The following is a 26,496-nucleotide window of genomic DNA, read 5'->3' on the forward strand; positions in this document are numbered from 1 at the left end:
ATCCAGCTATTTTTTCTTTCCATGACGCTGTATGCTAAACCGTTTCTCCAGCCAGGCAATCAGTACAAACAAAACGATCCCAAGCAGGGATAACAGCAAAATGGCGGCAAACATCGCATCCGTGTTCATGTTGCTGGACATACGACGGCTGAAGTACCCTAGACCTTTGCTGCCACCGAGCCATTCGCCAATCGTTGCCCCAACCACGCAGTACACCACAGACATCTTTAGCCCCGAGAAAAAAGAGGGAAGTGCCAGTGGAACCTGGAGTTTGCAAAAAATATCCCACTTGCTGGCACCCATGGTGAGTAGCAGTTCACGCTGATCCGGATCGCCTTGGCGGAGTCCATCATAGGTACTGACCACAATGGGGAAGAACGCGATCAGGAACACGACGGCGACTTTGCTCCACAACGTATAGCCAAACCACAGGATGAATACCGGGGACAAGGCAATCAGCGGGATGGTCTGACTGATCACGATGAAGGGATACATGGCCTTTTCAATCGATCGGTTCATATGCATGCCTGTCGCTAGCGTAATTCCAGTCACTATGGACAAGACAAAACCAACAACAACCTCCATAAAGGTAGCAGGCAGATGGATGGTCAATAGCAGATGACGATGCTCAACCAGTGAGCCTATGATGGCCGTGGGTGCAGGAATGATGAAGGAAGGCACCCATCCCATACGCACAATCGCTTCCCAGCTCGCCAGTAATAAGAACATGAGCAGAATAAACAAACCATATTGGGAAAACGACCTCGAGAGCCACTTTGAAAACCACGTCCAGGCGCTAACCTGAGCTCTATCGCTTTGCATGCAATTGTTCCTCCAATTGTCGTCTCATCTGCACAAGAGCCGGTTCGTAGATCATGTCCGAATGCCTTGGGCGTGGTAAAGGAACCGTCATCTCCCGCAAATGCTGCCCTTGCCCCCCTGGAGTTAATAGAATGATACGGTCACTTAACAGCAGGGCTTCTTCGATGTCATGTGTAATGAACAGCACGGTTTGGCCAAAGTCCTCCCACAGCTCGAGCAACCAGCGATGCATGTCTCGTTTGGTTAAGGCGTCGAGTGCACCGAAGGGTTCATCCAGCAACATCAGCTGCCCGCCTGTAAGCAAGGTACGAAGCAATGCCACCCGCTGACGCATGCCGCCGGATAACTCATCTGGGTAGGCCTGCTCATAACCGGACAAGCCGAACCTTGTTAATCCTGCCATGATGTTGGCCCGTAACTTGTTCTTGTCCTGTCTGCCTGGTGCCAGCTCGGCAGGCAGCATGCAGTTCTCCATGACAGTTCGCCAGGATAACAGCAGATCTTTCTGCGGCATATAGGCGACTCGTCCGAGCCGTTGTCCTTGTGGTACATCAGCAATATCGATGGTGCCAACGGTTGGCTCATGCAAGCCTGCGAGCAGCTTGAAGAGTGTGCTTTTACCTGATCCGCTGGAGCCGATGAGCGAGACAAATTCTCCTTGTTGAACCCGAAGTGATACATTGGAGAGCACGGGTGAATCTTTTTTTTCGGGAAAAGCGAAGTTTACGTTGTGAATGGTTACATGGTTGTCCATCTGATCCTCCACCCCCTTGATATCAGACTGCTGGGATAACAACGGCATCATATACTCTGCAAAAGGAACAAAAAAGACCCACCCATTTCCGGAGAAATGAGTGGGTCTGTAAGTTAAATCCGCAATTTATCTTCACATACATGAAAAATTCCGCTTACGAAAAGGCCGCTCCACTTCCCTCCGCTGGTATGATCCAGATCAGGTTCAAAGGGTCCGAATCATTCGATTCGTCTCAGCCGTAAGGCTCCCCTAGTGCATTGTTCAAGATATGCAGTTGTGTGTCCAGCATATATCACTTGAACATGAACTGTAAAGAGGCAGCGTGATAACTGAACAATTTACCTCGGCTCATGAACCCGATATAATAGGGATGGCCCGTATAGGCCGGATCACAAAATGCAGGTGGGATTGTTCTCCCTCCTAGGCAGAATGGGGACCCGAGTTGAAAACGTTCAAAAAAGTATATATTGAGATCACAAGTATCTGCAATCTGGCCTGTAGCTTCTGTCCGCAGACGAAGCGTGCCAAAGGATTCATTGACCCTGAAGTCTTCAACAATATACTGGACCAAGTTAAACCACATACCAACCATATCTATCTACATGTCAAAGGCGAACCCTTGTTGCATCCCAAAATAGATCTGCTGCTTGATTCCGCACATGAAAAGGGACTCAAGGTGAACATTACAACGAATGGTACACTGCTGCCCAAGACTCAGCATAAATTGCTTGGCAAACCGGCGCTGCGGCAGATGAATTTCTCCCTGCACAGCTTCGATGGGCATGAAGGTTCAACCGACCGTGACGGATATCTGAGCAACATTCTGTCTTTTGTACACGAGGCTGTGAAACACAATGTCATCATCTCATTCCGACTGTGGAATCTGACGCAGGATAACTTCACAAATGCTCAGATGAATCGAAATCGGGAGACTCTTGAAGTGCTGGAACGTGAGTTCAATCTGGACTTCCGCATTGAGGAAAAAGTGGTTCCAGGCAGTGGGATCAAAATTGCCCCAAATGTATACCTGAATCAGGACCATGAGTTCCAGTGGCCAAGTCTGGATGCACCTGAAGATGATGGCAAAGGCTTCTGCCACGCATTGCGTAGTCAGGCAGCAGTGCTTGTGGATGGAACGGTGGTTCCATGCTGTCTCGATGGCGAGGGTGTGATTAACCTGGGTAATGTGCACGAGAAGTCATTCTCGGAGATTATTGAGGGTGAGCGAGCGAATAATCTGGTATATGGCTTCTCCAGGCGGGAAGCTGTGGAAGAGTTGTGTCGAAAGTGCGGTTATCGTCAGAGATTCGGAGCCTGATATCTTATATCAGCAAGCGAGAAGACATTCAAGATCACACATTTGGAGACAAATGTAGTGGTCTTTCTTGGTTACTGGAGATTAAAGTTTGAGGTACATACGTTACAAAATGAGCATACCAGAGGTTGATATGAGCATATTGCTTGAGAGACCTGGCATGCAAAAAATGCTGATATGACAAGGTTTGCGCGATGTCATGATATATCTGATCTAATGATTATTCTAGTTACCTTCCTTATTTGGTAGGATTAGGTTGCGAGTCGGACAGAGGTGCACCTCTGACGAACTCCCAGGACAAGCTCAGGCTTGTACACTACCAAATAACGAGAGAATAAGGGAGGAATAAAGTTATGAAAAAAATATTGACGTTGTTGTTGTCCGCTGGTTTGGTTGCTTCCATATTTGGTGCAGTTCCGGTTGCTGCTGCCCCTACAGTTGTTAATTCAACGATTGTGGTTCCAAAGGGTACGACCTATGACGGTCAAGGCAAAACATATGTAGCCAATCCTTCCACACTGGGTGATGGGTCTCAAGCAGAGGGTCAGAAGCCAGTCTTCCGCCTGGAGGCAGGGGCCACGCTCAAAAATGTAAATATCGGATCACCTGCTGCCGATGGTGTTCACTGTTATGGTAGCTGTAATATATCCAATGTGGTCTGGCAGGATGTAGGCGAGGATGCACTGACATTGAAGTCGGCCGGAACGGTTAACATTACCGGAGGGGCAGCGTATAAGGCCTATGATAAAGTGTTCCAGATCAATGCAGCGGGAACGATTAACATCAAAAATTTCCGTGCAGATGATATCGGCAAGCTGGTACGCCAAAATGGTGGAACTACCTTCGCGGTTAACATGACACTGGATAACTCCAATATTTCCAATGTGAAAGATGCTATTATGCGTACTGACAGCAGTGTATCTCAAGGGAAAATTACGAATACCCGTTATTCCAAAGTGCCAACCCTGTTCAAGGGCTTTGCTTCAGGTAAAACCAGCCAATCCGGCAATACGCAATATTAAACAGGAGATTGAATCGCTGGAGTTGGTAAAAGTTTAAGCTTCGCTTGTGACTGGAAGTGGAATAACGCCAAAAAGAGCGTCCCAAGGTCATTGCCACACTGACTTTGAGGGACGCTCTTTGTAATGCAGATGTCATAGTATAGTTCTGCTGAGCAATGTTTTATAGCGTAAGCTCAAATTATTTCTCTCCCGGAACTTCAACGATGACTTTGCCTTTCTTGGGGACCACAGAACCGGTATCAATGGAGCCCAACTTATTCATGATCTCGTAAGAGGTTTCTTCAAGCATGCGAGAGTACTTGAATGATACGAGTGTTTGACCTGCTACAGAAGGACGAGTCCCTGTTTCAGCAACGGCTTTGGTTTTAATAAAGAACAGGTCATCGATGGTTCCGGCATTTTTGCTGATGTTGGCCTGCCATTGTAGCAGGGCACTTCCATTTTTAAGGATGTAATAACTGATCAGATCGTTATCCTCAACAACGAAGAAACGATCTTTTTTGCCTTGTTCAAAAATGTATTCAATGGATGAATCCACCGGACCCAGAGGGTTGCGAATGTCCAGACGTGCTTGTCCCAGTTCAGAGAAGCGTGGCAGATGCAGTGCGGCTTCACGCGCCACAGTCAGATCGGAACTGTTATATTCTTTTACAATAGTAGCATCGGTAGTATAAATGTAGGCTTCCTTGGCCTTCTGGTTCCACTGCACCTTGGCACCAAAAGCTTCACCGATGGCACGGAGCGGAAGCATCGCTTTACCATTCACCAGAATCGGCGCGGAGGATAATGTTTCATTCTGACCGTTTTTTTTCATTGTTTTGCTGTTCGGTGTAAGGACATACTTATCGCTGCCTGTGCTAATGCTGATCTCTTTTGTTTTGTTATTGTAGCCAAACGTATAGTCGCCGAGGAATTGAAGCTCCGTCAATGCCACGTACGTAATACCCTGCCGTATGACAACATCATATTGAGCTTGAACATTGTTAATATAAGCTGTCGGTTTAGGTTTAGTTGCTGCGGCTTCCGCCACAGTGGATGAGAGTAAGGCAGGTGCCGTGCCTGCGGTGAGTATCGAAGCAGCAAGGAGCATTTTCCATGTTTTGAGCTGCCAAACAGAGTTGTACTTTTTCATTACTATCCATCTCCCTTCTAATGTTTATGACGCACTACATAACCTAAATGTTGCATATTATGGGAAGTGCACTATCACATGACTCTCCCCTATTACCCCAAATGAAGTATGATGATTCTTCGGGGGATTGCCATAAATACCCATCTGATGTAGAGTAGAAGCAATGAAATAAGTGAACCGGGAGCTCAATGAAGTTGGGCTGAGAGAGTGGCCTTGTGTCGCTGACCGTACATCTGATCTGGGTAATGCCAGCGTAGAGAACATGGATTTGCAATATGTAAGGGTGAATTGTGGGAATGAACGTGGATGAACAACAGATCTCTTTGAATTATGGTGGTGTATCTGCCAGGGCGGAGAAGGATGGTTGATATTCCGTATTTTCGACATTCATCCAATACATTATTGTGAGGATTGTATCCTGTGCGTAAGGCCTTCCCGGAACCGGGGAGGCTTTTTCGTTTATTTTTAGAGGTTGTTCAAAAAGTCTTTTTGAACACACACTTTTACAACCCCCACAGGGAACAGAGGAAGGAAGTAGAGAATATGGCAACAACAGCAGGCAACAAACGATTGAAACTAACGGATATTCTGGTAACCATTGTGATCGCAGTGGTGTTTGGGGTGATTTACAAGATATGGGGGCCTACATATGACTTGATGAAACCATTCGGCGTTCATGCGGAGCAGATGATCTACGGGATGTGGTTTATGGCGGGCACGTTTGCTTTTGTTATCATTCGTAAGCCGGGAGTGGCGATTCTTGCTGAGGTTGCAGCTTCAACGGTGAGTGCTTTTCTGGGCAGTGAATGGGGCATGTCCACACTGGTGTACGGTCTGTTGCAAGGATTGGGAGCCGAGATATTCTTCGCCGCATTTCTGTATCGAAAAACCAATCTGTTTGTCACCTGTCTTGCAGCCATAGGTGCAGCGGCGGCTTCGCTTGTGCTTGATTACCAGTACGGGTATATTGATTCACTCTCGGCGTGGAACTATACGTTATTTATCGGATTCCGTTTCATTGGAAGTATCCTGATTGCAGGAATGTTTGCTTATTATCTCGCCAAAGCATTGGAACTGACAGGTGTAACACGTTCACTCAGACCGGTATCCAAACAGGATTATGAGGCGCTGGATTAGATGAGCGGAGAAGGAAACTCGGAAGTGGTAAGTGTGACGAATCTAAGATGCAAGTTCCCGGGAGAGAAAGCCTTGGTATTTCAAGGCTTGTCTCTCTCTGTGCGTCAAGGGGAGAAAGTGTTGTTGCTTGGTCCGAGCGGCTCCGGTAAATCGACGTTGTTACAAATCCTAAGCGGTCTGATTCCACGCTCGGTTGAGATCCCGATGAAATGTGATGATATTCAGGTGCCTAGCAAAGCCGGAGTGGTCTTTCAAGACCCGGACACCCAGTTCTGTATGTCCTATTCGGATGAAGAGATTGCATTTGTTCTGGAAAATCGAAATATACCGCGTGAAGAGATGCCTGCTCTGATTGAATATTATCTGAAACAAGTGGGGTTACCCTTTGAACAGAATCGTGTATTGATCCAGTCCATGTCTCAGGGGATGAAGCAGCGTCTTGCGATTGCTTCGATGCTTGCCATGGACCCGGAGGTATTATTTTTGGATGAACCCACTGCACTGCTGGATGATGAGGGGACTTCCCATGTGTGGGATACCGTCAAACGGATCGCCAGTGACAAAACGATCATTATCGTTGAACACAAAATAAACGAGATTGTGGATATGGTCGACCGCATCATTGTGTTGTCACCTGAAGGAAAGATTGTGGCGGATGGGCCAGCACAGCAGGTATTCACGGATGAACGGGGCAAGCTGCAGGATTATGGAATCTGGTATCCAGGCATATGGGAGGAGCGAGAGCAGGCAACTAAGGCAGAAGAAGGAAGTACTTCTGACGAGCTTCAAGTGTATGAGAATGAGGGAATCTCAAGCTCGGAAGCGCAGCAATCGTCTGGTTTATCCGATACACCGGGGATATTCCCCATATCTCATGTATCATCCTCATCGTCTGCATCATTGTCACAACGGCCGGCACTGGACTTGCAGCAGTTCACCGGATGGCGTGGGAAAACACCCTTCATTCAGGTGGAAAAGGCCAAAGTATGGCATGGGGATTGGATTGGTATTGTCGGAGCTAATGGAGCTGGCAAGAGTTCATTGTTGTTATCTCTGATGAATATCCTGAAAACAACAGGTCATTATGAGGTGGATGGTCAGCCTTCTGGCAAAACGAAGCAACTCGCAGATCAAATTGCATTTGTATTTCAGAACCCGGAGTTTCAATTTGTGACCAACACGGTCGCGGAAGAAGTGGAATTCTCCTTGCTGGGGGGCAGGCTTACAACGGAAGAAAGACATGCCAGGACTGATCATATGCTGAACCAATTTGGACTAATCGACTTGTCCGAGCGCCATCCCTACCAATTATCGATGGGGCAGAAACGACGTTTGAGTGTTGCCTCTGCACTGGTGAGAGAGCAGCGAATACTGCTGTTGGATGAACCTACTTTTGGACAGGATGCCCGCAATACGTTTGCCATGTTAGCCCAACTGGAGCAATTGCGGAGAGAGGGAACAGCCATTGTTATGGTTACCCATGATCGTGAAATTGTAAAAAGATATTGCACCCGAATCTGGGCCGTGGATGAGGGGAGGTTATCTGATGCAACTGTCGTTTCCTCACCGTGAAACCTGGCTTCATGCCGTTAATCCGGGATTAAAGATGATTGTCCTGACGATGATGTTTGTCATCGTTATTCTCATTCACAATCTGAATGTAATGGCCAACGTTGCGTTGGCGATGATGCTGTTACTGTGCTGGACAGGTCATCCGTGGTATAGATTGATGCTGTACGCATCACCATTCATTCTGGTGTTTATCTCCACGTCTACAGGTATGATGATGTTTGGGAAGGGCGAGACCACATGGTATAAGTGGGGACTGATCCATATAACCGAAGAGAGCTTTTATCGCGGTCTACACTTGGGTTTTCGCTCGCTGACTATGGCAGCGGCTGGCTTGTTGTTTGGACTGACAACGAAGCCTGTACGGCTGTTTTATTCCCTGATGCAGCAGTGGAAGCTTCCTGCAAAATATGCCTATAGCTTTCTGGCCGCGATGCGCATGATCCCCATTTTGCTGGATGAATTCCAGACGCTCCGTTACGCTATTCGTATTCGGGGAACAAGACAACGCGGCTCTCGCTGGAATGTGTATGGTACGTTGAAGCGTTACGCTATTCCGCTGCTGGCACAGAGCATTCGCCGTGCACAGCGAATGGCGGTAGCGATGGAAGCGAAGGGATTCACGGATGGGGCGAGCCGAACGTATTACATTCAGATGGACTATTCCCGAGCTGATCTGTGGTTTGTATTTTATTATATTCTCACCTTAGCAGCTGCTTATTACATCGGGGTTACCTTTCCTTATCATGCTACGATGGTAGATGTAAGGTAATACTGGGAGATAGAAAGAAATATATTGAGGTACACGGTAACTTTTTCCTGTGAAACAACGTCTATATGGAAATAACTTCTAATGGATGGGGATGAACGAGAGTGAAGACGGGTCCTGACTGGCAGGGAATGGGGTACAAGTGCATTTCCATGACTGGATTATCAGCTGTACTGTTGACGGGATGGATGCTGCTGGATTCACAAAGGGTAGTGCTTGGAGGACAAGCTTTGGCTACAACGCCACAAGCTTTGGGGGCAAGTTTTCAAGTCTTATCAACACAGTTGGCCTACAAACAAGGAGAACCCGTTACACTCATGAATGACATCCCTCTGTTCAAAAACAGAAGGGACGGCAGTGTGGCTGCTGACCAGATGGGAATTGAATACTATACAACAAAAAACGAAAAGTATACGTTGGCCTCGGTTCGAGGCGAGTGGGTGCAGCTTAAGTCAACCGATCATGGAGACTTTTGGCTGCCAAGTTGGTATGCAATGAAGGAGAGCAGAAGCATGACGGAAACAGCTCCGCAGAGTCTCAAGATCCAATCGGGCAGCAAGCTGTATCTGGCTCCAGACAGTGCTACAACCTGGACTTTTGAGAAAGCGTTAACAAGTAAAGCTGTTATTGTTGCAAAGTGGAAAGGATGGTATGGCGTCTCCATTGCCCCACGAACCTGGAGTAAAGAATCCTCCACGTATCGGCCAGGACTCTTCTGGATCAAGGCACAGACTATTGAACAGCGGATGAATGTGGCGGATGGTTGGTTCCAACAGGATGCATCGCTGCCAACTTCGGTTATACGCCATCTGACAGATATGAAGCTGAACAAGGCAGCCACCTCCAAACAAGTGGCTGAGTGGTTAGGCGAGCCGAATTGGAAAGAGAGTTCAAGCAATCTAAATGACACAGGTTATGCGATGAGTATCGGCCAAACCTGGAGATATGAGCGGGAAGATGCGCAATATCTGGTCACATTCAACAAGAATGGCAAGCTGATGAGAACTCGCTGGAACCTACCACAGAAGGATCAAAATGCTGTTGTTTCTGCTTGGAACATCAGTCGGGCGGATGAATATGGGTTCACAACAAAAATCTATGGCACAACGCTGCCGACGACAATCCCTTGGAAACCGGTCTGGACTAACCAGGGGGATATTAACTACACTTTTTTACAGGTAGCCACGGATGATGTACTCCTGATGAAGGGGGATGACGGTGGGTTTAGTGGGTTTCATTATGAGAGTTCAGCATACGCACTTGACCGAAATTCCGGCAAGAAATTATGGGAGATTAACGCGGGATATGGAAGACAGCAGGTAGAGGTGGATGCAGAACGCAGATATGTTACAATCTACACCGATTATGACCCTGACAAGAAAAAATACGTGGATCGTATTCGTCATCTGGACTTGAAGAACGGACAGGTCACGTGGACGTATAATCATAAGCAGAAATTCAGACTGAATGGCATCACCGCTGCGAAGAACGTTGTGGTTGTGGATAGCCCCGTTGTGGAGGGTTCAAGCAACAGTTGGTTGACGGTTCTGGACAGTGCAAACGGAAAAACATTGTGGACGCGAAAACTGGCTACGGGTTATGAATTATTGAACAAGAGTGCAGATGACCCTTATGTGTTGTATTGGGAAAAGAATGAACTGGTTGCAGCTGATCCTCGATCAGGGCGAACCGTATGGAGCTTGAAGGCCAAACGATCCACCATAGAACAATTTGTGAATAATCCATATTTTGATGGAATTGAACGTCTTGATCCCTTTGAAACCAGGAATGCTGAAAGATGGCTATCGTTAGATAACCAGTGGCTGCTGCTTGATCTGAACACGGGGAAAAAGCTTGCACAATTTCCTGCACGGGTAGGACAAAGATTTGAGGAGCTGAATGATGGCATGCTGTTGATCCGTGAGAACAAAAACGGCGATCATTACGGAGAGTATGAAGATTTTACAACTACCCTGTACGATGCCAAGACAGGCAAAACACGCTGGACACTCAAAGGCAAGATTGAACGAGGACTGACGGAAGAGGATCAGTTGTATGTGATTAAAAATGGTTACCCCGCGGCTTTGAATTATGATACGGGGGAGACGCGTTGGAATGCCAAAGATACGATTGCCACGCTAAAGTATCCAACGAATCAGGGAAGTTATCTGGTCATTGATGATCAGTTGCTGTTGCCCATGGACGAAAATTGGTTAGTATTGAATAAAAAGAGTGGAGAGCTGCTGGGTCGTGTATATGACGTTGTGATGGGAAGTCCGGAGCATCGGGACCGGGATGCGAAGAATGGAATGATTAACCGGATCGGCAATGAAGTGTATGTGGGTTCGTCCAACGGACGTTTTCGCATGTATGAAGCCAGCCGCCTGCAGGAGGCAATCTCACCTTAAAAGCTTGTCTCATCAGGGATGTTGATTTATTATAAATGAACAGGATTGCTCGCGCTCCGGTTATCGGCTGTGCGGGCTTTCTTCATGTGTTCTTGAAGAACCATGCATGATCATTCACGGGAGGACTCTCCATGATCTCATTATATGGTGTAAGCAAACGTTATAACGAGCGCGGTTCCCGTGCAGATCAGGGATTCGAAGCGTTAAGCTCGGTCTCGCTTGAAGTGGGACAAGGCGAAATTCACGGCATCATCGGTTCGAGTGGCGCAGGCAAATCCACACTTCTGCGGATGCTCAATGGATTGGAAAAGCCGGATGATGGTGAGGTTGTTGTGAATGGGCAGCACCTGACCCAGATGAATGAACAGAGTCTGCGTCAGGCACGAAGGTCCATTGGCATGATCTTTCAGCACTTCAATCTTGTCAGTAACCGAACGGTGAGTGGCAATGTCTGCATGCCGCTGGAGCTGGCGGGGATGCCCCGTACACAGCGAGTCGAACGTGGACTTGAGGTGCTGAGGTTTGTTGGACTGGAAGAAAAGGCAGATCAATATCCTGCCCAGCTTAGCGGAGGACAGAAGCAACGTGTGGCCATTGCACGAGCACTCGCCAGTCGTCCGGATGTGCTGCTCTGTGATGAACCGACATCTTCGCTTGATCCACAGACCACGAACGGTATCCTGGATGTGCTGCGTCATATCAATGAAACGCTGGGCGTGACCATTGTTGTAGTGACACATGAGATGGAAGTGGCTCGCAGACTATGTCACAGGATATCCGTCATGAAGGATGGGCGACTTGTTCGAACATTGTCTAAAGTGGAAGTGAGCAGTATCCCCGCTCCGCAACCGGATCTGCTGACCTCCTTGCTAGCGGGTGACGAATACGGGATAGCAGGTTCGTCTTTGGTCCGTCAGGCAGACCAGGAGGACAAGTCATGAGGTTACCTGAATCAGTGCTCAAGTATCAGCATGAAATATGGCAGGCGATCGGAGAAACTTTTGTCATGGTGGGCATCTCCATTGCGGCAGCTGTTCTGATCGGGTTACCTCTGGGTACACTGCTGTACCTATTCCGGAGAGGACAGCGGTATCAGAATCAAACGCTCGCCTTTGTACTCGGTAGTATCGTCAACATCGTTCGTTCGTTTCCGTTCTTGCTGCTGGTAGTATTCATGATCCCATTCACACGGATTGTCGTGGGTACGTCCATCGGTACATTGGCGGCAACCGTTCCACTCTCGGTCATTGCGATAGCCTATTACGCCAGACTGGTGGAACAAGCGTTGCTGGATGTACCGAGGGGAGTGGTTGAAGCTGCTGCTTCCATGGGGGCATCGACGATGCAACTTGTGGTGAAATTCTTGTACGTGGAGGCACGATCTGGCCTTGTACTGGGACTCACGACAGCTACGATTAGCTTCATCTCCTACTCGACGGTGATGGGCATTGTAGGTGGCGGCGGGGTTGGCGATTTTGCCATTCGCTACGGTTATCAGCGCTTCGAAACGGAGATTATGGTATTTACGATCATCATTATGATTATCCTGGTACAGATGATCCAATTCACAGGCAGCAGACTGTCCCGCTGGCTGGATCACAGATCTTAAGCGGATGGACAGTGCAGTATCACGAATAACCAATACAGATTATAGGATGAGGGGTAGACATAAAATGAAAGCAAAAATGATGCTTATGTTGCTTGCAGTAATGCTGGTCGTCGCTGCTTGTGGCAAAAAAGAAGAAACACCTGCGGCTGAAGGAACGAAAGAAGATACACAAGCTGCACAAGAAGTTACGCTGAAAGTGGCCACATTGATTCCACCGATGACAGATGTGCTGGATATTGTTAAACCACTATTGAAAGAAGATGGCGTCAATTTAGAAGTTGTCGTGTTGTCGGATAACGTTCAACCAAATACAGCACTTGCGAACAAGGAAGTGGATGCAAACTTTTTCCAGCATGTGCCTTACATGACCCAATATAATGAAGCAAACAATGCGAATCTGGTTGCTGTGCAGCCCATCTATAATGCCATCTATGGCGGCTACTCCAAAAAGTATAAATCCATTGAGGAATTGCCAGAAGGTGCAACCATTGCAATTGCAAACGATCCTTCCAACATTGGGCGCTCTCTTGTGATGCTGGAGCAAAATGGATTGATTAAGCTGAAAGAAGGCGTAGGTTTTAATGCCACACAGGCGGACATCACCGAGAATACGAAGAACTTCAAGTTCAAGGAAGTGGACTTGTTGATGCTGGCTCGCATGATGGATGATGCTGATCTGGTAGCCATGACACCGGCATATGCCAGTCCGCTCGGTCTTACACCGAAGAAGGATGCTCTGTTAACCGAGAAGGATGATTCCCATTTTGCCATCACCCTGGTTGCCCGTGAGGATAATAAGGACTCCGAAGCGATCCAGAAGCTGGCTAAACTTATGGCGGGTCCAGAGGTCAAAGCCTTCTTTGAAGAGAAATATGCAGATATTGCGATCCCGGCATTTCAATAGAGAATACGTTGATCGAATGTGAATAGCCTTTTAGATCTGAGCGATAACGCTTGGGTCTTTTTTTTTATCATCCGCATGCTTATTAACAAGTATTTAGAAAGTTAACAATTTGGTCATATCCCCGGAACACTTTATTTAATAGTTTTTTCGTATAATTTGTTTGAAAATAGTTCTTTAGGATTATAAATTAAGAGATTTTTTCGATTTTTTCAGTGCAAAAAGTGTTTTTTACAAGAAGTGAGACCTAGTTTTTATAAAGATGGTTTATTCGTTATAAGTTATAACAAGTAAAACTAAAATTAATCTGGAAGAGGTAGAGAAATTTGTCCCAAAAAAATAGCAAATCGACTTGGTTCAACAAGATGCATAAGAACTTTAAGACCAAACTGGTGGTGTCCTTTATTGCTTTCCTGGCCATTCCTTCGTTAAGTATTGGCGTTTTATCGTATAACAGTGCGAAAGATGAAGTGAAGAAGCAAATTTTACATAGTGCGATGGAAAATGTGAACCTTGCCAGTGCAACCATCGATCTTTCAATTAATGCCAAGCGGAATCACATTGAATATTATGCGAGTACACTCGCGGAACAATTGCGTCAAGAAGATGCCGAGGTTCGGGTTGTAAACGAATTGAAGGGGTACGCTGCGCAGAACACAGATATCATCACCATAGGTGTAGGCACAGAGGCAGGAGTGTATCTGATGTCCTCTGATGCGGAGATGCCTGAAGATTACGATCCGCGAACCAGACCATGGTACACGGAAGCAATGGGTGCGCCACAGCAGGTAATTGTTACAGATCCTTATATTTCTGCCGAGACGAATGAGATCACCATCACGATTGCCAAGGCACTGAATGACCAATCAGGTGTAGTTCAGCTGGATCTTAATTTGACGAACATTAGTGAATTGGTGAGTGGCATTAAAGTAGGAGAACAGGGGTATCTGATTCTCCTGGATGCCAGCGAAAAGTATATCTATCATCCAACGGTACAACCCGGTACAGATGCAACAGAAGATTTTTGGACACAAGTGTATACGAATGAATCCGGAAACTTCAACTATACCTTTGATCAGGTTGATAAGGTCATGTATTATGCCACGAATCCATCCACGGGATGGAAGGTCGCAGGCACCATGTTCTCCTCTGAAGTAGAGGATGCCGCTGCGCCTATTCTGAATCGAACGATTATGGTAATTGTTTCTTTTCTGGTTATCGGGATTTTGATCATCTGGCTGGTGATGCGATCGATTGTTAAACCAATTCGTCAGTTGAAGGATCAGGCGATTCAGGTGAGCGAAGGAGATCTAACCCAGACCATTACAAGCACAAGTCATGATGAGATAGGTGAACTGAGTGATGCTTTTGGCAAAATGCAGAGCAATCTGCGTGTGTTGATTCAAAATGTGGAGAACAGCGCCAGTCAGGTAGTCATCTCATCGGATGAGATGTCTCAGAGTGCGGAATCAACAAGTGCAGCCAGTGAGCAGATAGCGCGAGCCATTCAGGAAATTGCGAGTGGTGCGGAGAAGCAGACCGAGGGAATTGAACATAACCATCAGGCCATGAATGAAATTACGATAGGCATTACAAGAATCGCTGAACGTTCCATTCATGTTGCTGATTTGGCAAAACATACAACCGTACAAGCGGAAGAAGGCGGCAACACTGTCAAGCAGACGGTGAGTCAGATGCAATCGATTCAAGAGACGGTAGAACAGACAAATCAATTGATTCAGGCGTTATATGAACGATCACACCGAATTTCAGCGATCACGGAGTTAATCGGAAACATAGCCAAACAGACAAACCTGCTCGCGCTGAACGCATCCATCGAAGCTGCTCGTGCAGGTACACATGGCAATGGATTCGCGGTTGTAGCAGCAGAGGTTCGCAAGTTGGCAGAGCAATCGGGGCAGTCTGTCAATGAAATTACAATGCTGACTACGGCGGTACAGGAAGATATGGCTGCTTCCGTTCGTATGATGGAGAAAGTGACTTCAGAGGTGGGAGAGGGCATGGAGATCTCTACAGAAGCGATTCGGAAGTTTGAACGCATTCTGGATAGCATGCGTGAAACCACCCCTCAGATTGAAGAGATTGCAGCTACGTCACAAGAGATTACAGCAGGTGTACAGGAAGTATCTGCTGTATCCAATGAGTTGGCAGGCATTGCGTCAGGTAACGCTGCAACTTCCGAAGAAGTGGCCGCTTCCTCAGAGGAGCAACTGGCAGCGATGGAGCAGATCTCTGCCTCGGCTCGTGGCTTGTCTACCATGGCTGAAGAGCTTCAAAGTCTAATTAGAAAGTTTAAGTATTAAACGTGACCGTAAAAAGAGTGTTACACAGAGACAGCATCACATCATGTTTCATTAGAGGGAGTGGACAACCATGCAACTGGAACTCAAAGCCTTCTTACTGCTAACGGATGCGGTCATGATTACAGATGAGGAGGGTGTGATTCTGGATGTGAATTCCGTTTATGTAACCAAAACAGGATTCTCGCGGAAGAGCACCATAGGTCAGCCTGCCCGATTGCTAATGGATACCCACTGGAGAGGTAATCAGACCTGGTCCGGCGTAGCCAAACTAATAAAGGCTGATCAGGAAGTGTGGGAAGCCCAAGTTACGATTACATCGGTTCATTTGGATGATTCTCTTTTTTATATCAGCATATTTAATGATGAATTTTCATGAAAAAAATCGTTGTTTCGTGATAAGGGTATGTTAGGTGAAAGCAGTAATTATTTTCAAAAAAATGGTCAATATCGTCAATTGAATAAGGGAGCCTGGCATACTATGATTTGTGTACTGGGGAACTGCGACCGTGAATCTGACAACATTCATTGAATGCATGAAATCCTGAAGTCGTAATGTGGACGGTGACCATTTGCTACGCGATCTTGTATTAAATTTCACGCTAATTTTGACCTTTATTTTCCTAATTCATCACTATCTGAACCATACAAATGCTACCCGTTCAACATCCAACACCACCCGGATCATTATTGGTATTACACTAAGCATGTTGGGCACGGCGCTCTATTATTTCTCTATTGTGCTTGAGGATGGTACATTGTTGAATTTCCGGGCCAGTGTGTATCTGCTTGCTGCTTATTTTGGTGGGAGTGGCTCTGCTTTTGTCACTTTTGTATTCATGTGGATTTTTCGGATTAATATGGGGCGTAATCCCTTGTTGGAGAACTGGCAGTATGCGTTGACAGAGTTGTTATTTGTTGTAGCCATATGTCTGATCTTTAAGTATATCAGGGGATTTATGCAGAAGTGGTTGTACGGAGCGTATCTGCTGATTACTGTGTATGAACTTACTGTACTCAAGACACATTCTCCTTCTCTGCTAATGATGGGGCAGATTCTTCTTTTTCAATGTATCTGTCTGCTATCCGTTATATTATTCCTGTATTACCTGAACCAAAATCATCGATATAGGAGATTGGTCATTCAAAGGGATCAGGAAATGCTGGAGATGCTTCGTATGCAGCCCGGTTTTACTTTTAAAATCCGAAAACAGAACGGAAAATTCGAGTATCTTGTGCTTGAAGGAGAGATGCTCTCCCAACTGGGCTTGGATATGAGTAGTCTGAAGCAAGATTACAAACTGGGCACATTGGATATTTTACCACGGGAAAAGGTAGAATTTCTGCGAAAGCAGTTTAACCGGGCATGGGAAGGGGAATCTTTTTTTTACGAAATTGAACATGAAGGGTACTATTCGCTGGTGAAAGTTCGCCCTCTGCTTGAAGAGGGTGTAGTGAAATATGTCGTGGGATATGGACTCGATATCACGGAACACAGAGCAGTTAAACGAAGGATTCAAGAAAGTGAAGAGCGTTATCGAACGCTTGAGCGAGTGTCGGCTGACTGGTTTGTGGGTATGGACAGCAACAGGTGTATTGTGTCGGTAAATCAGAAATTTCTGGATGTGCTTGGTCTCGGCAGGCAGGAAGTGATTGGGCGTCAGCTTGAAGAATTGTTGTTCATTGAACAGCTGGAGAACTGGTTGTTCGTTTTCCAAAAAGCTTTACATCACAATATAGCCCAGGATACAGAACTGAGTTTCATTGTTGGAGAAGGCCATGAGCAGCAGGTTCGTGTTCACCTATACCCTGTTAGAGTATTAAACTCGAGTGAGAAAATTAAGGCAGTCATTCATGACATTTCGGATCACTATAGACGTGTTAAAGCTGACAAAGCAAGCCAGGCGAAGAGTGAGTTTCTCGCATTCATGAGCCACGAGATTCGTACCCCTCTGAGCGGTATTATCAATTTTTCGTTGTTGCTTCAGCGGACAGCTCTATCTCCACAACAAAAGGATTATTTGAGTAAAATCAACGCGTCCTCCCAAACATTGCTTGCCCTCGTAAATGATATTCTTGATTTTTCGAAAATTGAGGCAGGCAAGCTGATATTAGAGAAGGTCTCTTTTTCACCAGAGGATGTGATCAAACGTGTGGCCGATCAGATCGGTGTGGCCATCGGGCACAAAGATATCGAAGTGATCTTTACAACCGATCCCGATCTGCCGTTGACGGTAATTGGTGATCCATTCCGACTTGAACAGGTGTTATTGAATCTGCTGAGTAATGCGATTAAATTTACGGAGCATGGATATGTAACATTACAGGCAGAGGTGCTTTCATTGGAGGCGGAGCGAGTTCAGGTGCGTTTTGAGGTAGAGGATACGGGAATTGGAATGTCACCTGAACAATTGGAACGGCTTTTTGTCCCGTTTACTCAAGCGGAACCTTCAACGTATCGAACCTATGGTGGTTCTGGTCTTGGGCTGGTCATCTGTTATCTTCTGGTGACCTCCTTGGGAGGAAGCTTGCGGGTGGATAGTGTGTTGGGAGAGTACAGTCTGTTCTCATTCGACTTGATATTTGAACTTGCAGATTCGGAAGAAGAAAGTTCCTTTCTGCAAACATACCCTCTTCTCTATTGTGCGGATGATGTGGTTATCGTTGAAGAAGATGAACGATTGGGCAAAAATCTGAAGCAGATACTCCACTCATTCGGGATGAAGCCAAAGCTGTATCCTTCGTTGAACCATATGATGGAAAGTGATTGGGGTGTACCTGATGCAGAGGGGATAAGTTCAATCTTATTTATGATGAATATGGATGCAGAGCATGCACACAATGGTTCGGCCTGGAACAACCTGATGAAGCGATTAGATCGAACGAAAATTCAGGTGGTAGGTTATACGCATGCATTCAGTGAGAATGCCCTCTGGAGTGAGGAAAAATCCATTCAACCGGATATGATGATGGTCAAACCTATTACACGTCTGGGATTGTTTGAAGTCATACTTGCACTTCAGGGCGAAGGACCGCTGGAGAAACATCAGATGGTAGAAGTCGACGAATTCTATTCATGTAACTTGAAAGGACATATACTGATAGCTGAAGATCATGAAATCAATCAACTGGCTATTCGGGCCATGCTGGAACATATCGGATTCAAGGTGACGCTGGCAAACAGTGGCACAGAGGTTTTGAAGAAATTGGACGAACAAACATGGGAACTGATTCTGATGGATCTCTATATGCCAGATATGAACGGGATTGATGCAGCGAGGCACATTCGCAAGATGAGGAAATATGATCGTACGCCCATTATCGCGCTTACAGCGAATGGTTTAACAAGGGACCACGAATTATATCTTGAAGCAGGCATGAATGCCATCCTGACTAAGCCCCTACATGAACAACAGATCGAAGACATTTTGGCAAAATGGATTGATCTAAAAGGCATAAGGGAGATCAATGGAATTGATGCAGATAAGGCGATCAGACAGATGGACGGCAAGCCGCATATTCTGCAATATGCGCTCACGAAATTCAGAATGGAATATGGCTCGTACCAGAAAAAACTAGCAATTCAGCTTCAGCAACAGCAGATTGCTGATGTAATCCGTAGTGTCCATTCTCTTCGAGGCGTAGCTGCGAATCTGCATGCAGTGGACCTGATGTGTGCGGTTCTCCAGCTGGAGCTGCTCTTATCGGGTCCGTTACACAAAGAAGAGGCACTAAACTTGGTATTAGAGAAGGTGCAACAGGAGATTGATAAAATTACCGGGTCTTTGCCATGGTGATCTCAATAAAATTGTATTATTTTAAGGTGTGAACTTATATCCGACCCCCCAGATGGTTTGAATGTATTGGGGGTTTTTCGGATTGTCTTCAATTTTTTTACGAAGCTTGGTAATGTGCACATCGATGGTGCGGTCATTAATGTAGGCATCAATACCACGAATGGCTTCAATCAGGGCATACCGACTGTAGACCTTGCCAGGATTGAGGACAAACAGCTTCATGATCTCAAATTCGGAAAACGTCATCTCCACGCGCTGGTTATTCAACAGAACGGTTCTTCGCGCCAGATCGAGAGATATTCCGGTTTCCTGTTCAGTGACAACAGAGCTGTTTAATATGGAGTAACGACGCAATACAGCCTCAATACGTGCTTTCAGTTCCTGCATGCTGAAAGGTTTACATACATAATCATCAGCCCCATCTGTTAATGATTGAATTCGCTCAGAAACTTCGGTTAACGAAGAGATGACAATGATGGGGATTGCCGTATGTTGGCGCATGAGAGAACAAGGATTCTTATTACCCGAATCAGGGAGCATCAAGTCAAGAAGCAGGATATCAGGCCGCGCTTGAAGCTGTAGAAGACCATCTCTTGCGTTATCGACACGGATAACATCATACCCTTCACCTTGTAAATACAAGGATAATGTATCGCCTAACATGTTGTCGTCCTCTATGATAAGCACTTTCGTCATGATATTCCTTTCTGAACCCCCTTCTTGTAGAAGGACTAAGATCCATGGATTAACTTCATATACCTGATATTTAAAACATGCGACATGAGGATGTCAAGACTCTAACATGACTCCAAGAAGGTGAGAAAATCGATTTAATGCTTGCCAGCATGTGGATCAGCTTCACGCTCGATCAGGCGCATCAGTTTGCGCTCAGTAGCGCTCTCTGGCGCAGGGGTGTAGACGCTGCAACGCAGATCGGAATTACCCTGAACCTGCAACGAAGTCAGATCAAACAACATTTTGCCTGCTTTGGAATGCCTGAATTCGATTAATACATCCGGGGCACTGCTGACGCTGCTTTGTTTCCAAAGGGTATGAAAATCGGGATGTCTGTTCATCATGTCATCCAGAAATAAATTATACCATTCATCATCAACGTACTGACCATAGTAAGCACGAAAAATCGCCAGAAATCCGCTAACAAAATCCTCCCAGTTCACCGCGAGCCTGCGAAATTCCTTTCGATCAAATAACAGACTGATCATATTCCGCTGTTCGGGGGGGATCTGTTCGAAATCCATAAAAACATGCTTGGCTGCATCATTCCAGCCGACAATATAACAACGCCGATCCGAGATCACGGTAGGGCAATGATGCAGTTCTTGCAAAATTTTCTGCAAGGAAGGGTGAAGTTGAACCGGTTCTTCTTCCAGTGTGGGCAGATCCGAATGATGCTCCATGGCGAGCGAAAACAGATACTTTCGTTCATCTGCAGTAAGCCTTAGTGCTGAAGCAATGTTATCCAACACGGAATGGGATACCTGAATATCCCGACCTTGTTCAAGCCAGGTATACCATGTTGTACTCACTCCTGCCAGTTGGGAAACCTCTTCTCTCCTCAGCCCAGGCGTTCTTCTCCGACTTCCAGTGGGTAAACCGACCGATTCGGGAGAAATTTTGGAACGCTGTGTTTTCAGAAAAGTAGACAATGCCTGTAACCTGACATCGTAGTTCAATCCATCACCTTCAATCCTCGTTATCATAGTAGTCATTATACTATTATAATAGACAACTTGTAATAGGATATTCAAAAGTGCACTATTAGTGGCAGAGCGTAAGATAAGGTAGACAACAGCGCTGAAGGAGGATGGACATGGAACGAGTCGTGATTACAGGTATGGGAGTCATCTCTCCTTTGGGAAATGATGTACATACATTCTGGAATGGATTAATTGAGGGGAGATCAGGTGTATCACCTATAGAACATTTTGATACAGCTTTGTACAAAACCAGAATTGCTGGCGTAGTCCGTGATTTTAATGGTGAAGAGCGTTTTGGGCGCAAGGAAGGAAGGCGTATGGACCGATTCGTTCAATTTGCAGTTGCTGCTGCGGATCAGGCTGTATCGCAATCGGGTCTTGTGATGGATGAACTGGACCGTGAACGGGTAGGTGTATATATTGGTTCAGGCATAGGCGGAATCCAGACATTGATGGAACAAGGCAAGGTCCTGTCCGATCGGGGACCTGCACGCGTCAGTCCAACATTGGTACCCATGATGATATCCAATATGGCTGCGGCTATGGTCAGTATGAGGTTTGGTTGCTGGGGGCCGACATTGTCGCCAGTAACAGCTTGTTCCATTGGCAATACAGCTATTGGAGAGGCTTTCCGGGTCATTCGTCATGGCGGAGCTGATGTCATTATTGCTGGCGGGACAGAAGCGGCTGTAACCGAAGTGTCTCTGGCAAGCTTTGGTAATGCAACAGCGTTATCAACAAGAAATGAAGCGTTCCAAACAGCAAGTCGTCCATTTGATGCAGGGAGAGGCGGTTTTGTCATGGCGGAGGGTGCTGGAATTCTGGTTGTGGAATCCCTGTCTCATGCACGGGGAAGAGGAGCAAATATTCTGGCTGAAGTGATTGGATATGGTGCCAGTTCAGATGCGTATCATATGGTAGCTACCCACCCGGAAGGGCGGGGTGCATATCTGGCGATGAAAGCATCACTGAAAGAAGCTCAGATTGGACCTGAAAATATTGATGTGATTAATGCTCATGCCACCAGTACGGAGGCGGGTGATCTCTCCGAAACGAGAGCCATTAAACAACTTTTCGGGACAGCTGCCTATGACATTCCAGTTACGGCGAATAAATCCATGACGGGACATATGCTTGGTGCAGCAGGTGGTGCGGAGGCGATCTCGCTTATTCAAAGTCTGCGGCATGGCATCATTCCTCCAACCATTAATCAGGAGCAGAGGGACCCCGAATGTGATCTGGATTATGTACCGAACGAGGCAAGAAAAGCAGAGTTGCAGATTGGGATGTCTAATTCCTTTGGCTTCGGCGGTCATAATGCGGTTATTGTTCTTCAAAAATATTCATCTTAAGTAAAAAGAACAGCGCACCCTGATGGGGCTGCGCTGTTCTTTGCTTACTTCTGGATCACTCGTAAACACTGTACTTTGGTTAACGGCCAAGTGGTTGTACACCTCAGGAAGAGAGGGATGTCGAATCGGCGATGCCTTTGTTACCTCGACTCAGCCAGCTTACACGCCAGCGGGATTGCATGAAGAGAACCAGGAACAGGGAAGCTGCTGCAATCAGGCTAAGAATGACAAAGCCTGGTGTATAGGATTGATAGCTGCTATACAGTTGACCGAGAATCAGCGGCAGTGCATACCCGCCCAATCCGCCAGCGGCACCTACAATGCCTGTCATCAGGCCAATTTCGTTGCCGAAGCGTTGGGGAACCAGTTGGAACACGGAGCCATTTCCGGCTCCCAGACACATCATACCGAGGAACAACATGACTACGACCACAGGCAGAGGTGGTATGAAGGATACGCCAATTAGCATAATACAAGCTCCTGTGTACAGGAAAGTCAGCATGCGGGTTCCACCAATTTTGTCAGCCAGATAACCCCCGACAGGTCGGAAGAAACTGCCTGCGATTACACAGAAGGTGGTAATGTCTGCGGCTCGAACAGGAGAGAGTCCATACTGGGTGTTGAAGAAGATGGTGAGATAGTTACATAATCCAACGAAGCCGCCAAAGGTCACACAATAGAAGGCACAGAATACCCAGGCATCTTTTTGTTTAAGCAGACTTCCATATTGGGACAATTTCTTGGGTTCAGGTCGGTTAGGGCTATTTTTGGCAAAGATAGAAAAGAGAATGAATACGATAGCGATGGGTATAATCGCAAGTCCGAACACAACTTCCCAGCTCCCAAAATGCGTTGCCAAGCGATTGGCAAACAATGTCGCGAGTACGGTTCCGCTGTTACCCGCCCCGGCAATACCCATGGCCAGACCCTGATGCTCCTTGCCATACCATTGGCCTGCCAGCGGCAACGCAGCAGCAAAGGAGGCGCCTGCGACACCGAGCAAGAGTGCCACCACGTACAGTTGGCTTAAAGAGTCGACCCATAACCAGCCGAGTAATAAAGGAACTAAGGTGACGAGCATCCCGATCTGTGCGGTTAGTTTCGGACCTATATAATCAGACATGAAGCCAAGCACAAGTCGCAGGATGGAGCCACCAAGGATAGGCAACGCGACCAGATTGGCCTTTTCCAGCGGAGTCATCGGATAGTCCAATGCAATGACCACTGCGAGTGGACCCAGCATCCCCCATATCATAAAACTGATGTCAAAATACATAAACGCCCCGAAGAGGGTGGGCTTATGCCCGCTTTTCCAAAAACTTTTGCTCTCCATCATTCATCATCGCTCCTCATCCAATTGAGATCTTCGTGATTTGTCTATGTGCGTGTTAAGGCAGAAAAAGGCCGCAATTCGTCCAGATCTGAACGATTTGCGGCCCCGTTGCCGACAGGCGGTACACGTCATTGTGTTCCCGCATCTGAGTGATCACAGCACTGTGATTTTGATTCAAATTATAATCATGAGAAAATATATATGTCAACAAAAATTACATGAAACTTTAAATAATTCATTTTTTAATCATTATCCGCATTTTTAATGTTAATTTAGTTGACATTAGATTGAGATTCCCTTAATCTGAATCTAATATGAATCCACACAAAGGCGTGTGGATTCCGGAGGCAACGGTGCCCTTTTCCGAATCATGGAGAAGGGATTTTTCTGTTTATTTTCAGGTGAGAGAGATAAGGGGGCAGCCCATGAGCAGAAGCAAACTGGTGATTATCGGGAATGGCATGGCTGGAGTGAAGTGTGTCGAAGAGATTATCGCACTGGAGCCTGATACGTATGAGATTGTAATCTACGGCAATGAACCCCGTCCAAACTACAACCGGATCATGTTATCAAAAGTATTGCAGGGGGAGCATTCGTTACAGGATATCATTATCAATGATTGGACTTGGTACGCCGAGCATCATATCCGGCTATGTACAGGTGAAACGGTACACCGCATTGATACCCGTGGAAAATATATAGAGACTGAATCCGGACTAAAAGAAACCTATGATGTCCTGATTCTGGCGACAGGGTCTTCCCCTTTTATCCCACCGATTCCGGGAATGGATAAAGAGCGGGTCATGTCCTTCCGAACCATTGATGATTGTACGCGCATGTCTGATTATTCCAAAACATATCGCAAGGCCGCAGTCATTGGTGGCGGATTACTTGGACTGGAGGCTGCACGCGGGTTGCTGCATCTGGGCATGGAAGCTGTGGTGGTCCATAACGCACCTTACATTATGAACCGGCAGTTGGATCAGAAGGCTGCCGCGATGCTTCAACAGGAACTTGAAGGGCAGGGTATGTCCTTTCTTTTGTCCAAAAATACGCAGAAAATTACCGGACGATCACAGGCGCAGGGACTTCTGTTCACAGATGGTTCCAAGCTTGAAGCTCAGGTTGTCATTGTCGCTGTAGGCATTCGGCCAAATGTGGATCTCGCCAGACGAAGTGGAATTGCCACAAATCGGGCAATTGTGGTAGATGACTATATGCGCACCAATGTACCGGATATATACGCAGTTGGGGAATGTGCAGAACATCGGGGAATCAGTTATGGTCTGGTGGCCCCCTTATACGAACAGGGGAAGGTGCTCGCACGTACGCTCTGTGGACGGGAAACGCATGAATACAAAGGATCGATTCCCTACTCACAGTTGAAGGTATCGGGAGTTGATGTTTTCTCGGCCGGCGAGATTAGTGGTGAAGGCATGCAGACCGCGATTCAACATCTGGATGGCATTCAAGGCACATATAAAAAAGTGTTGATGAAGGCCGGCAAAGTGCGCGGAGCCATTTTATTTGGAGATACAGCCGAAGGAACGGCATTGCTTGGACTGGTGCAACGAGGGGCGGATGTGGCGGAATTGGCTCCGCATGAAGGGGCCCCAGACCCGGCTGAGATGGCTGCTGCCGCATTACCGACTCAGGAGACGGTATGTGCCTGCAACAATGTGACCAAGGCTACCATTGTGAAGGCGATTCAGGAACAGGGACTGGAAACGGCAGATCAGGTGAAGGAGCAGACCAAGGCGTCAGGCTCATGCGGTGGCTGTCGCCCGATGGTGGCTGCTCTGTTGAAATATACGCATAATCTGAAAAATAACGGAGGTACCGGAGTGGAAGCCGTACCGGATAAACCTGTTCCAATGCCTGTGTGCAGTTGTACGGAGCTTGGACATGCAGAACTGAAGGAAATGCTGGCTGATATGGTTGATCGGGAGACAGACCTGCCCTTGATCCTGCAGCAACTGGGTTGGGGGACGGAGCATGGCTGCGCGGTATGTCGTCCAGTGATCCACTATTACTTGCAGGTATTTGATGGAAGAATAGTGGATCAAGAGATCGAGGGTCACTCAGCGATTCAGGTACGCTGGGATGATCATATTCCACAGTTATCCTATGCGAGGAATGCAGGTGGCTTGGCTGCACAACTTCAAGCGCGTTGGATCGACGTAGCGATGCCGTCGCCAGTGAATATGGGAGTCGCACCAGGACCCGGGTCATTGGTGAGCGCACTGGTGCAGGATATCGGCTTGCTGGCTTCACCGGCTGGATGGGAGATCTACGCAGGCGGTCACGCAGAACATCCGGTCAAGCAAGGTGGCTTGCTCGGGGTGGCTGAAACGGAGATGCAAGCATCAGCACTCGCATCAGCCTGCCTTCAATGGTATCGCCAAACGGCTTGGTATGATGAGCCGGTATGGGCATGGACGGAGCGTTTGGGATTCGTGTCGATCAGGGAAACGCTGCTGGATGACCAATTACAGAAGGAACTTGCAGCTACACTTCAAGCTGATATATAGATGAAA

The 26,496-nt window shown here is 46.9% G+C and carries 20 protein-coding genes and 1 riboswitch; of the genes, 14 read left to right on the forward strand and 6 right to left on the reverse strand.

The window, feature by feature from the left end:
* Window positions 1-6: 6 nt before the first annotated feature.
* Together ABTV53_RS03840 and ABTV53_RS03845 are read right to left on the reverse strand one after the other, a co-directional pair.
* Window positions 7-822: an ABC transporter permease gene (locus ABTV53_RS03840; protein WP_433750804.1), complete on the reverse strand. Its 816-nt coding sequence runs from the start codon at window positions 820-822 to the stop codon at window positions 7-9.
* On the reverse strand, window positions 809-1,576 hold the full coding sequence (locus tag ABTV53_RS03845) for an ABC transporter ATP-binding protein (protein ID WP_433750807.1): 768 nt from the start codon (window positions 1,574-1,576) through the stop codon (window positions 809-811). Before ABTV53_RS03845 ends, ABTV53_RS03840 begins: the two co-directional genes overlap by 14 nt.
* A 158-nt stretch (window positions 1,577-1,734) precedes the next feature.
* A riboswitch (TPP riboswitch) is annotated at window positions 1,735-1,837 on the reverse strand.
* 181 nt (window positions 1,838-2,018) lie between these two features.
* Here ABTV53_RS03845 and ABTV53_RS03850 point away from each other — a divergent pair.
* Window positions 2,019-2,894 carry a radical SAM/SPASM domain-containing protein gene (locus tag ABTV53_RS03850; protein ID WP_433750810.1) on the forward strand — a complete coding sequence of 292 codons (876 nt, stop codon included), beginning with the start codon at window positions 2,019-2,021 and terminating at the stop codon, window positions 2,892-2,894.
* 350 nt (window positions 2,895-3,244) lie between these two features.
* Window positions 3,245-3,913 (forward strand): pectate lyase, encoded by a 669-nt coding sequence (locus ABTV53_RS03855; protein ID WP_433750813.1) that lies wholly within the window; start codon window positions 3,245-3,247, stop codon window positions 3,911-3,913.
* A gap of 178 nt (window positions 3,914-4,091) precedes the next feature.
* Here the strand turns inward: ABTV53_RS03855 and ABTV53_RS03860 are convergent, their stop codons facing one another.
* Window positions 4,092-5,045: a copper amine oxidase N-terminal domain-containing protein gene (locus tag ABTV53_RS03860; RefSeq protein ID WP_433750816.1), complete on the reverse strand. Its 954-nt coding sequence runs from the start codon at window positions 5,043-5,045 to the stop codon at window positions 4,092-4,094.
* A gap of 543 nt (window positions 5,046-5,588) precedes the next feature.
* Here ABTV53_RS03860 and ABTV53_RS03865 point away from each other — a divergent pair.
* The 10 genes from ABTV53_RS03865 (at window position 5,589) to ABTV53_RS03910 (ending at window position 19,556) form a co-directional block, all read left to right on the forward strand.
* Window positions 5,589-6,182, forward strand: coding sequence for an ECF transporter S component (locus ABTV53_RS03865; RefSeq protein WP_433750819.1), 594 nt, complete (start codon window positions 5,589-5,591; stop codon window positions 6,180-6,182).
* The gene (locus ABTV53_RS03870; protein WP_433750821.1) at window positions 6,183-7,754 is read left to right on the forward strand and encodes an ABC transporter ATP-binding protein; all 1,572 of its coding nucleotides are present in this window, start codon (window positions 6,183-6,185) and stop codon (window positions 7,752-7,754) included.
* Window positions 7,729-8,523: an energy-coupling factor transporter transmembrane component T family protein gene (locus tag ABTV53_RS03875; RefSeq protein WP_433750824.1), complete on the forward strand. Its 795-nt coding sequence runs from the start codon at window positions 7,729-7,731 to the stop codon at window positions 8,521-8,523. The genes ABTV53_RS03870 and ABTV53_RS03875 overlap by 26 nt, the downstream gene beginning before the upstream one ends.
* A 101-nt stretch (window positions 8,524-8,624) precedes the next feature.
* Window positions 8,625-10,928: a PQQ-binding-like beta-propeller repeat protein gene (locus ABTV53_RS03880; protein ID WP_433750827.1), complete on the forward strand. Its 2,304-nt coding sequence runs from the start codon at window positions 8,625-8,627 to the stop codon at window positions 10,926-10,928.
* 131 nt (window positions 10,929-11,059) lie between these two features.
* A complete protein-coding gene (locus ABTV53_RS03885) occupies window positions 11,060-11,869 on the forward strand; it encodes a methionine ABC transporter ATP-binding protein (RefSeq protein WP_433750830.1) in 810 nt (269 codons plus the stop codon).
* Window positions 11,866-12,537, forward strand: coding sequence for a methionine ABC transporter permease (locus ABTV53_RS03890; RefSeq protein WP_433750833.1), 672 nt, complete (start codon window positions 11,866-11,868; stop codon window positions 12,535-12,537). The genes ABTV53_RS03885 and ABTV53_RS03890 overlap by 4 nt, the downstream gene beginning before the upstream one ends.
* Before the next feature lie 64 nt (window positions 12,538-12,601).
* Window positions 12,602-13,441: a MetQ/NlpA family ABC transporter substrate-binding protein gene (locus ABTV53_RS03895; RefSeq protein ID WP_433750835.1), complete on the forward strand. Its 840-nt coding sequence runs from the start codon at window positions 12,602-12,604 to the stop codon at window positions 13,439-13,441.
* A 362-nt stretch (window positions 13,442-13,803) separates the two neighbouring features.
* The gene (locus tag ABTV53_RS03900) at window positions 13,804-15,762 is read left to right on the forward strand and encodes a methyl-accepting chemotaxis protein (RefSeq protein ID WP_433754038.1); all 1,959 of its coding nucleotides are present in this window, start codon (window positions 13,804-13,806) and stop codon (window positions 15,760-15,762) included.
* 70 nt (window positions 15,763-15,832) lie between these two features.
* Window positions 15,833-16,138 (forward strand): PAS domain-containing protein, encoded by a 306-nt coding sequence (locus tag ABTV53_RS03905; protein WP_433750837.1) that lies wholly within the window; start codon window positions 15,833-15,835, stop codon window positions 16,136-16,138.
* Window positions 16,139-16,316: 178 nt separating this feature from the next.
* A complete protein-coding gene (locus tag ABTV53_RS03910) occupies window positions 16,317-19,556 on the forward strand; it encodes a response regulator (RefSeq protein WP_433750840.1) in 3,240 nt (1,079 codons plus the stop codon).
* A gap of 21 nt (window positions 19,557-19,577) precedes the next feature.
* Here the strand turns inward: ABTV53_RS03910 and ABTV53_RS03915 are convergent, their stop codons facing one another.
* The gene (locus ABTV53_RS03915) at window positions 19,578-20,252 is read right to left on the reverse strand and encodes a response regulator transcription factor (RefSeq protein WP_421888254.1); all 675 of its coding nucleotides are present in this window, start codon (window positions 20,250-20,252) and stop codon (window positions 19,578-19,580) included.
* A 134-nt stretch (window positions 20,253-20,386) separates the two neighbouring features.
* Window positions 20,387-21,250, reverse strand: coding sequence for a helix-turn-helix transcriptional regulator (locus ABTV53_RS03920; RefSeq protein ID WP_421888251.1), 864 nt, complete (start codon window positions 21,248-21,250; stop codon window positions 20,387-20,389).
* Window positions 21,251-21,387: 137 nt separating this feature from the next.
* Between ABTV53_RS03920 and fabF the strand changes: the two genes are divergently transcribed.
* On the forward strand, window positions 21,388-22,626 hold the full coding sequence (gene fabF, locus ABTV53_RS03925) for a beta-ketoacyl-ACP synthase II (RefSeq protein ID WP_433750844.1): 1,239 nt from the start codon (window positions 21,388-21,390) through the stop codon (window positions 22,624-22,626).
* A 103-nt stretch (window positions 22,627-22,729) separates the two neighbouring features.
* Here fabF and ABTV53_RS03930 read toward each other — a convergent pair whose 3' ends face one another.
* Window positions 22,730-23,959: a nitrate/nitrite transporter gene (locus ABTV53_RS03930; RefSeq protein ID WP_433754040.1), complete on the reverse strand. Its 1,230-nt coding sequence runs from the start codon at window positions 23,957-23,959 to the stop codon at window positions 22,730-22,732.
* Between the two features lie 425 nt (window positions 23,960-24,384).
* Between ABTV53_RS03930 and nirB the strand changes: the two genes are divergently transcribed.
* On the forward strand, window positions 24,385-26,490 hold the full coding sequence (nirB, locus tag ABTV53_RS03935; protein ID WP_433750847.1) for a nitrite reductase large subunit NirB: 2,106 nt from the start codon (window positions 24,385-24,387) through the stop codon (window positions 26,488-26,490).
* Window positions 26,491-26,496 lie beyond the last annotated feature (6 nt).

Source organism: Paenibacillus amylolyticus (assembly GCF_050990605.1).
Lineage (GTDB): Bacteria > Bacillota > Bacilli > Paenibacillales > Paenibacillaceae > Paenibacillus > Paenibacillus amylolyticus_H.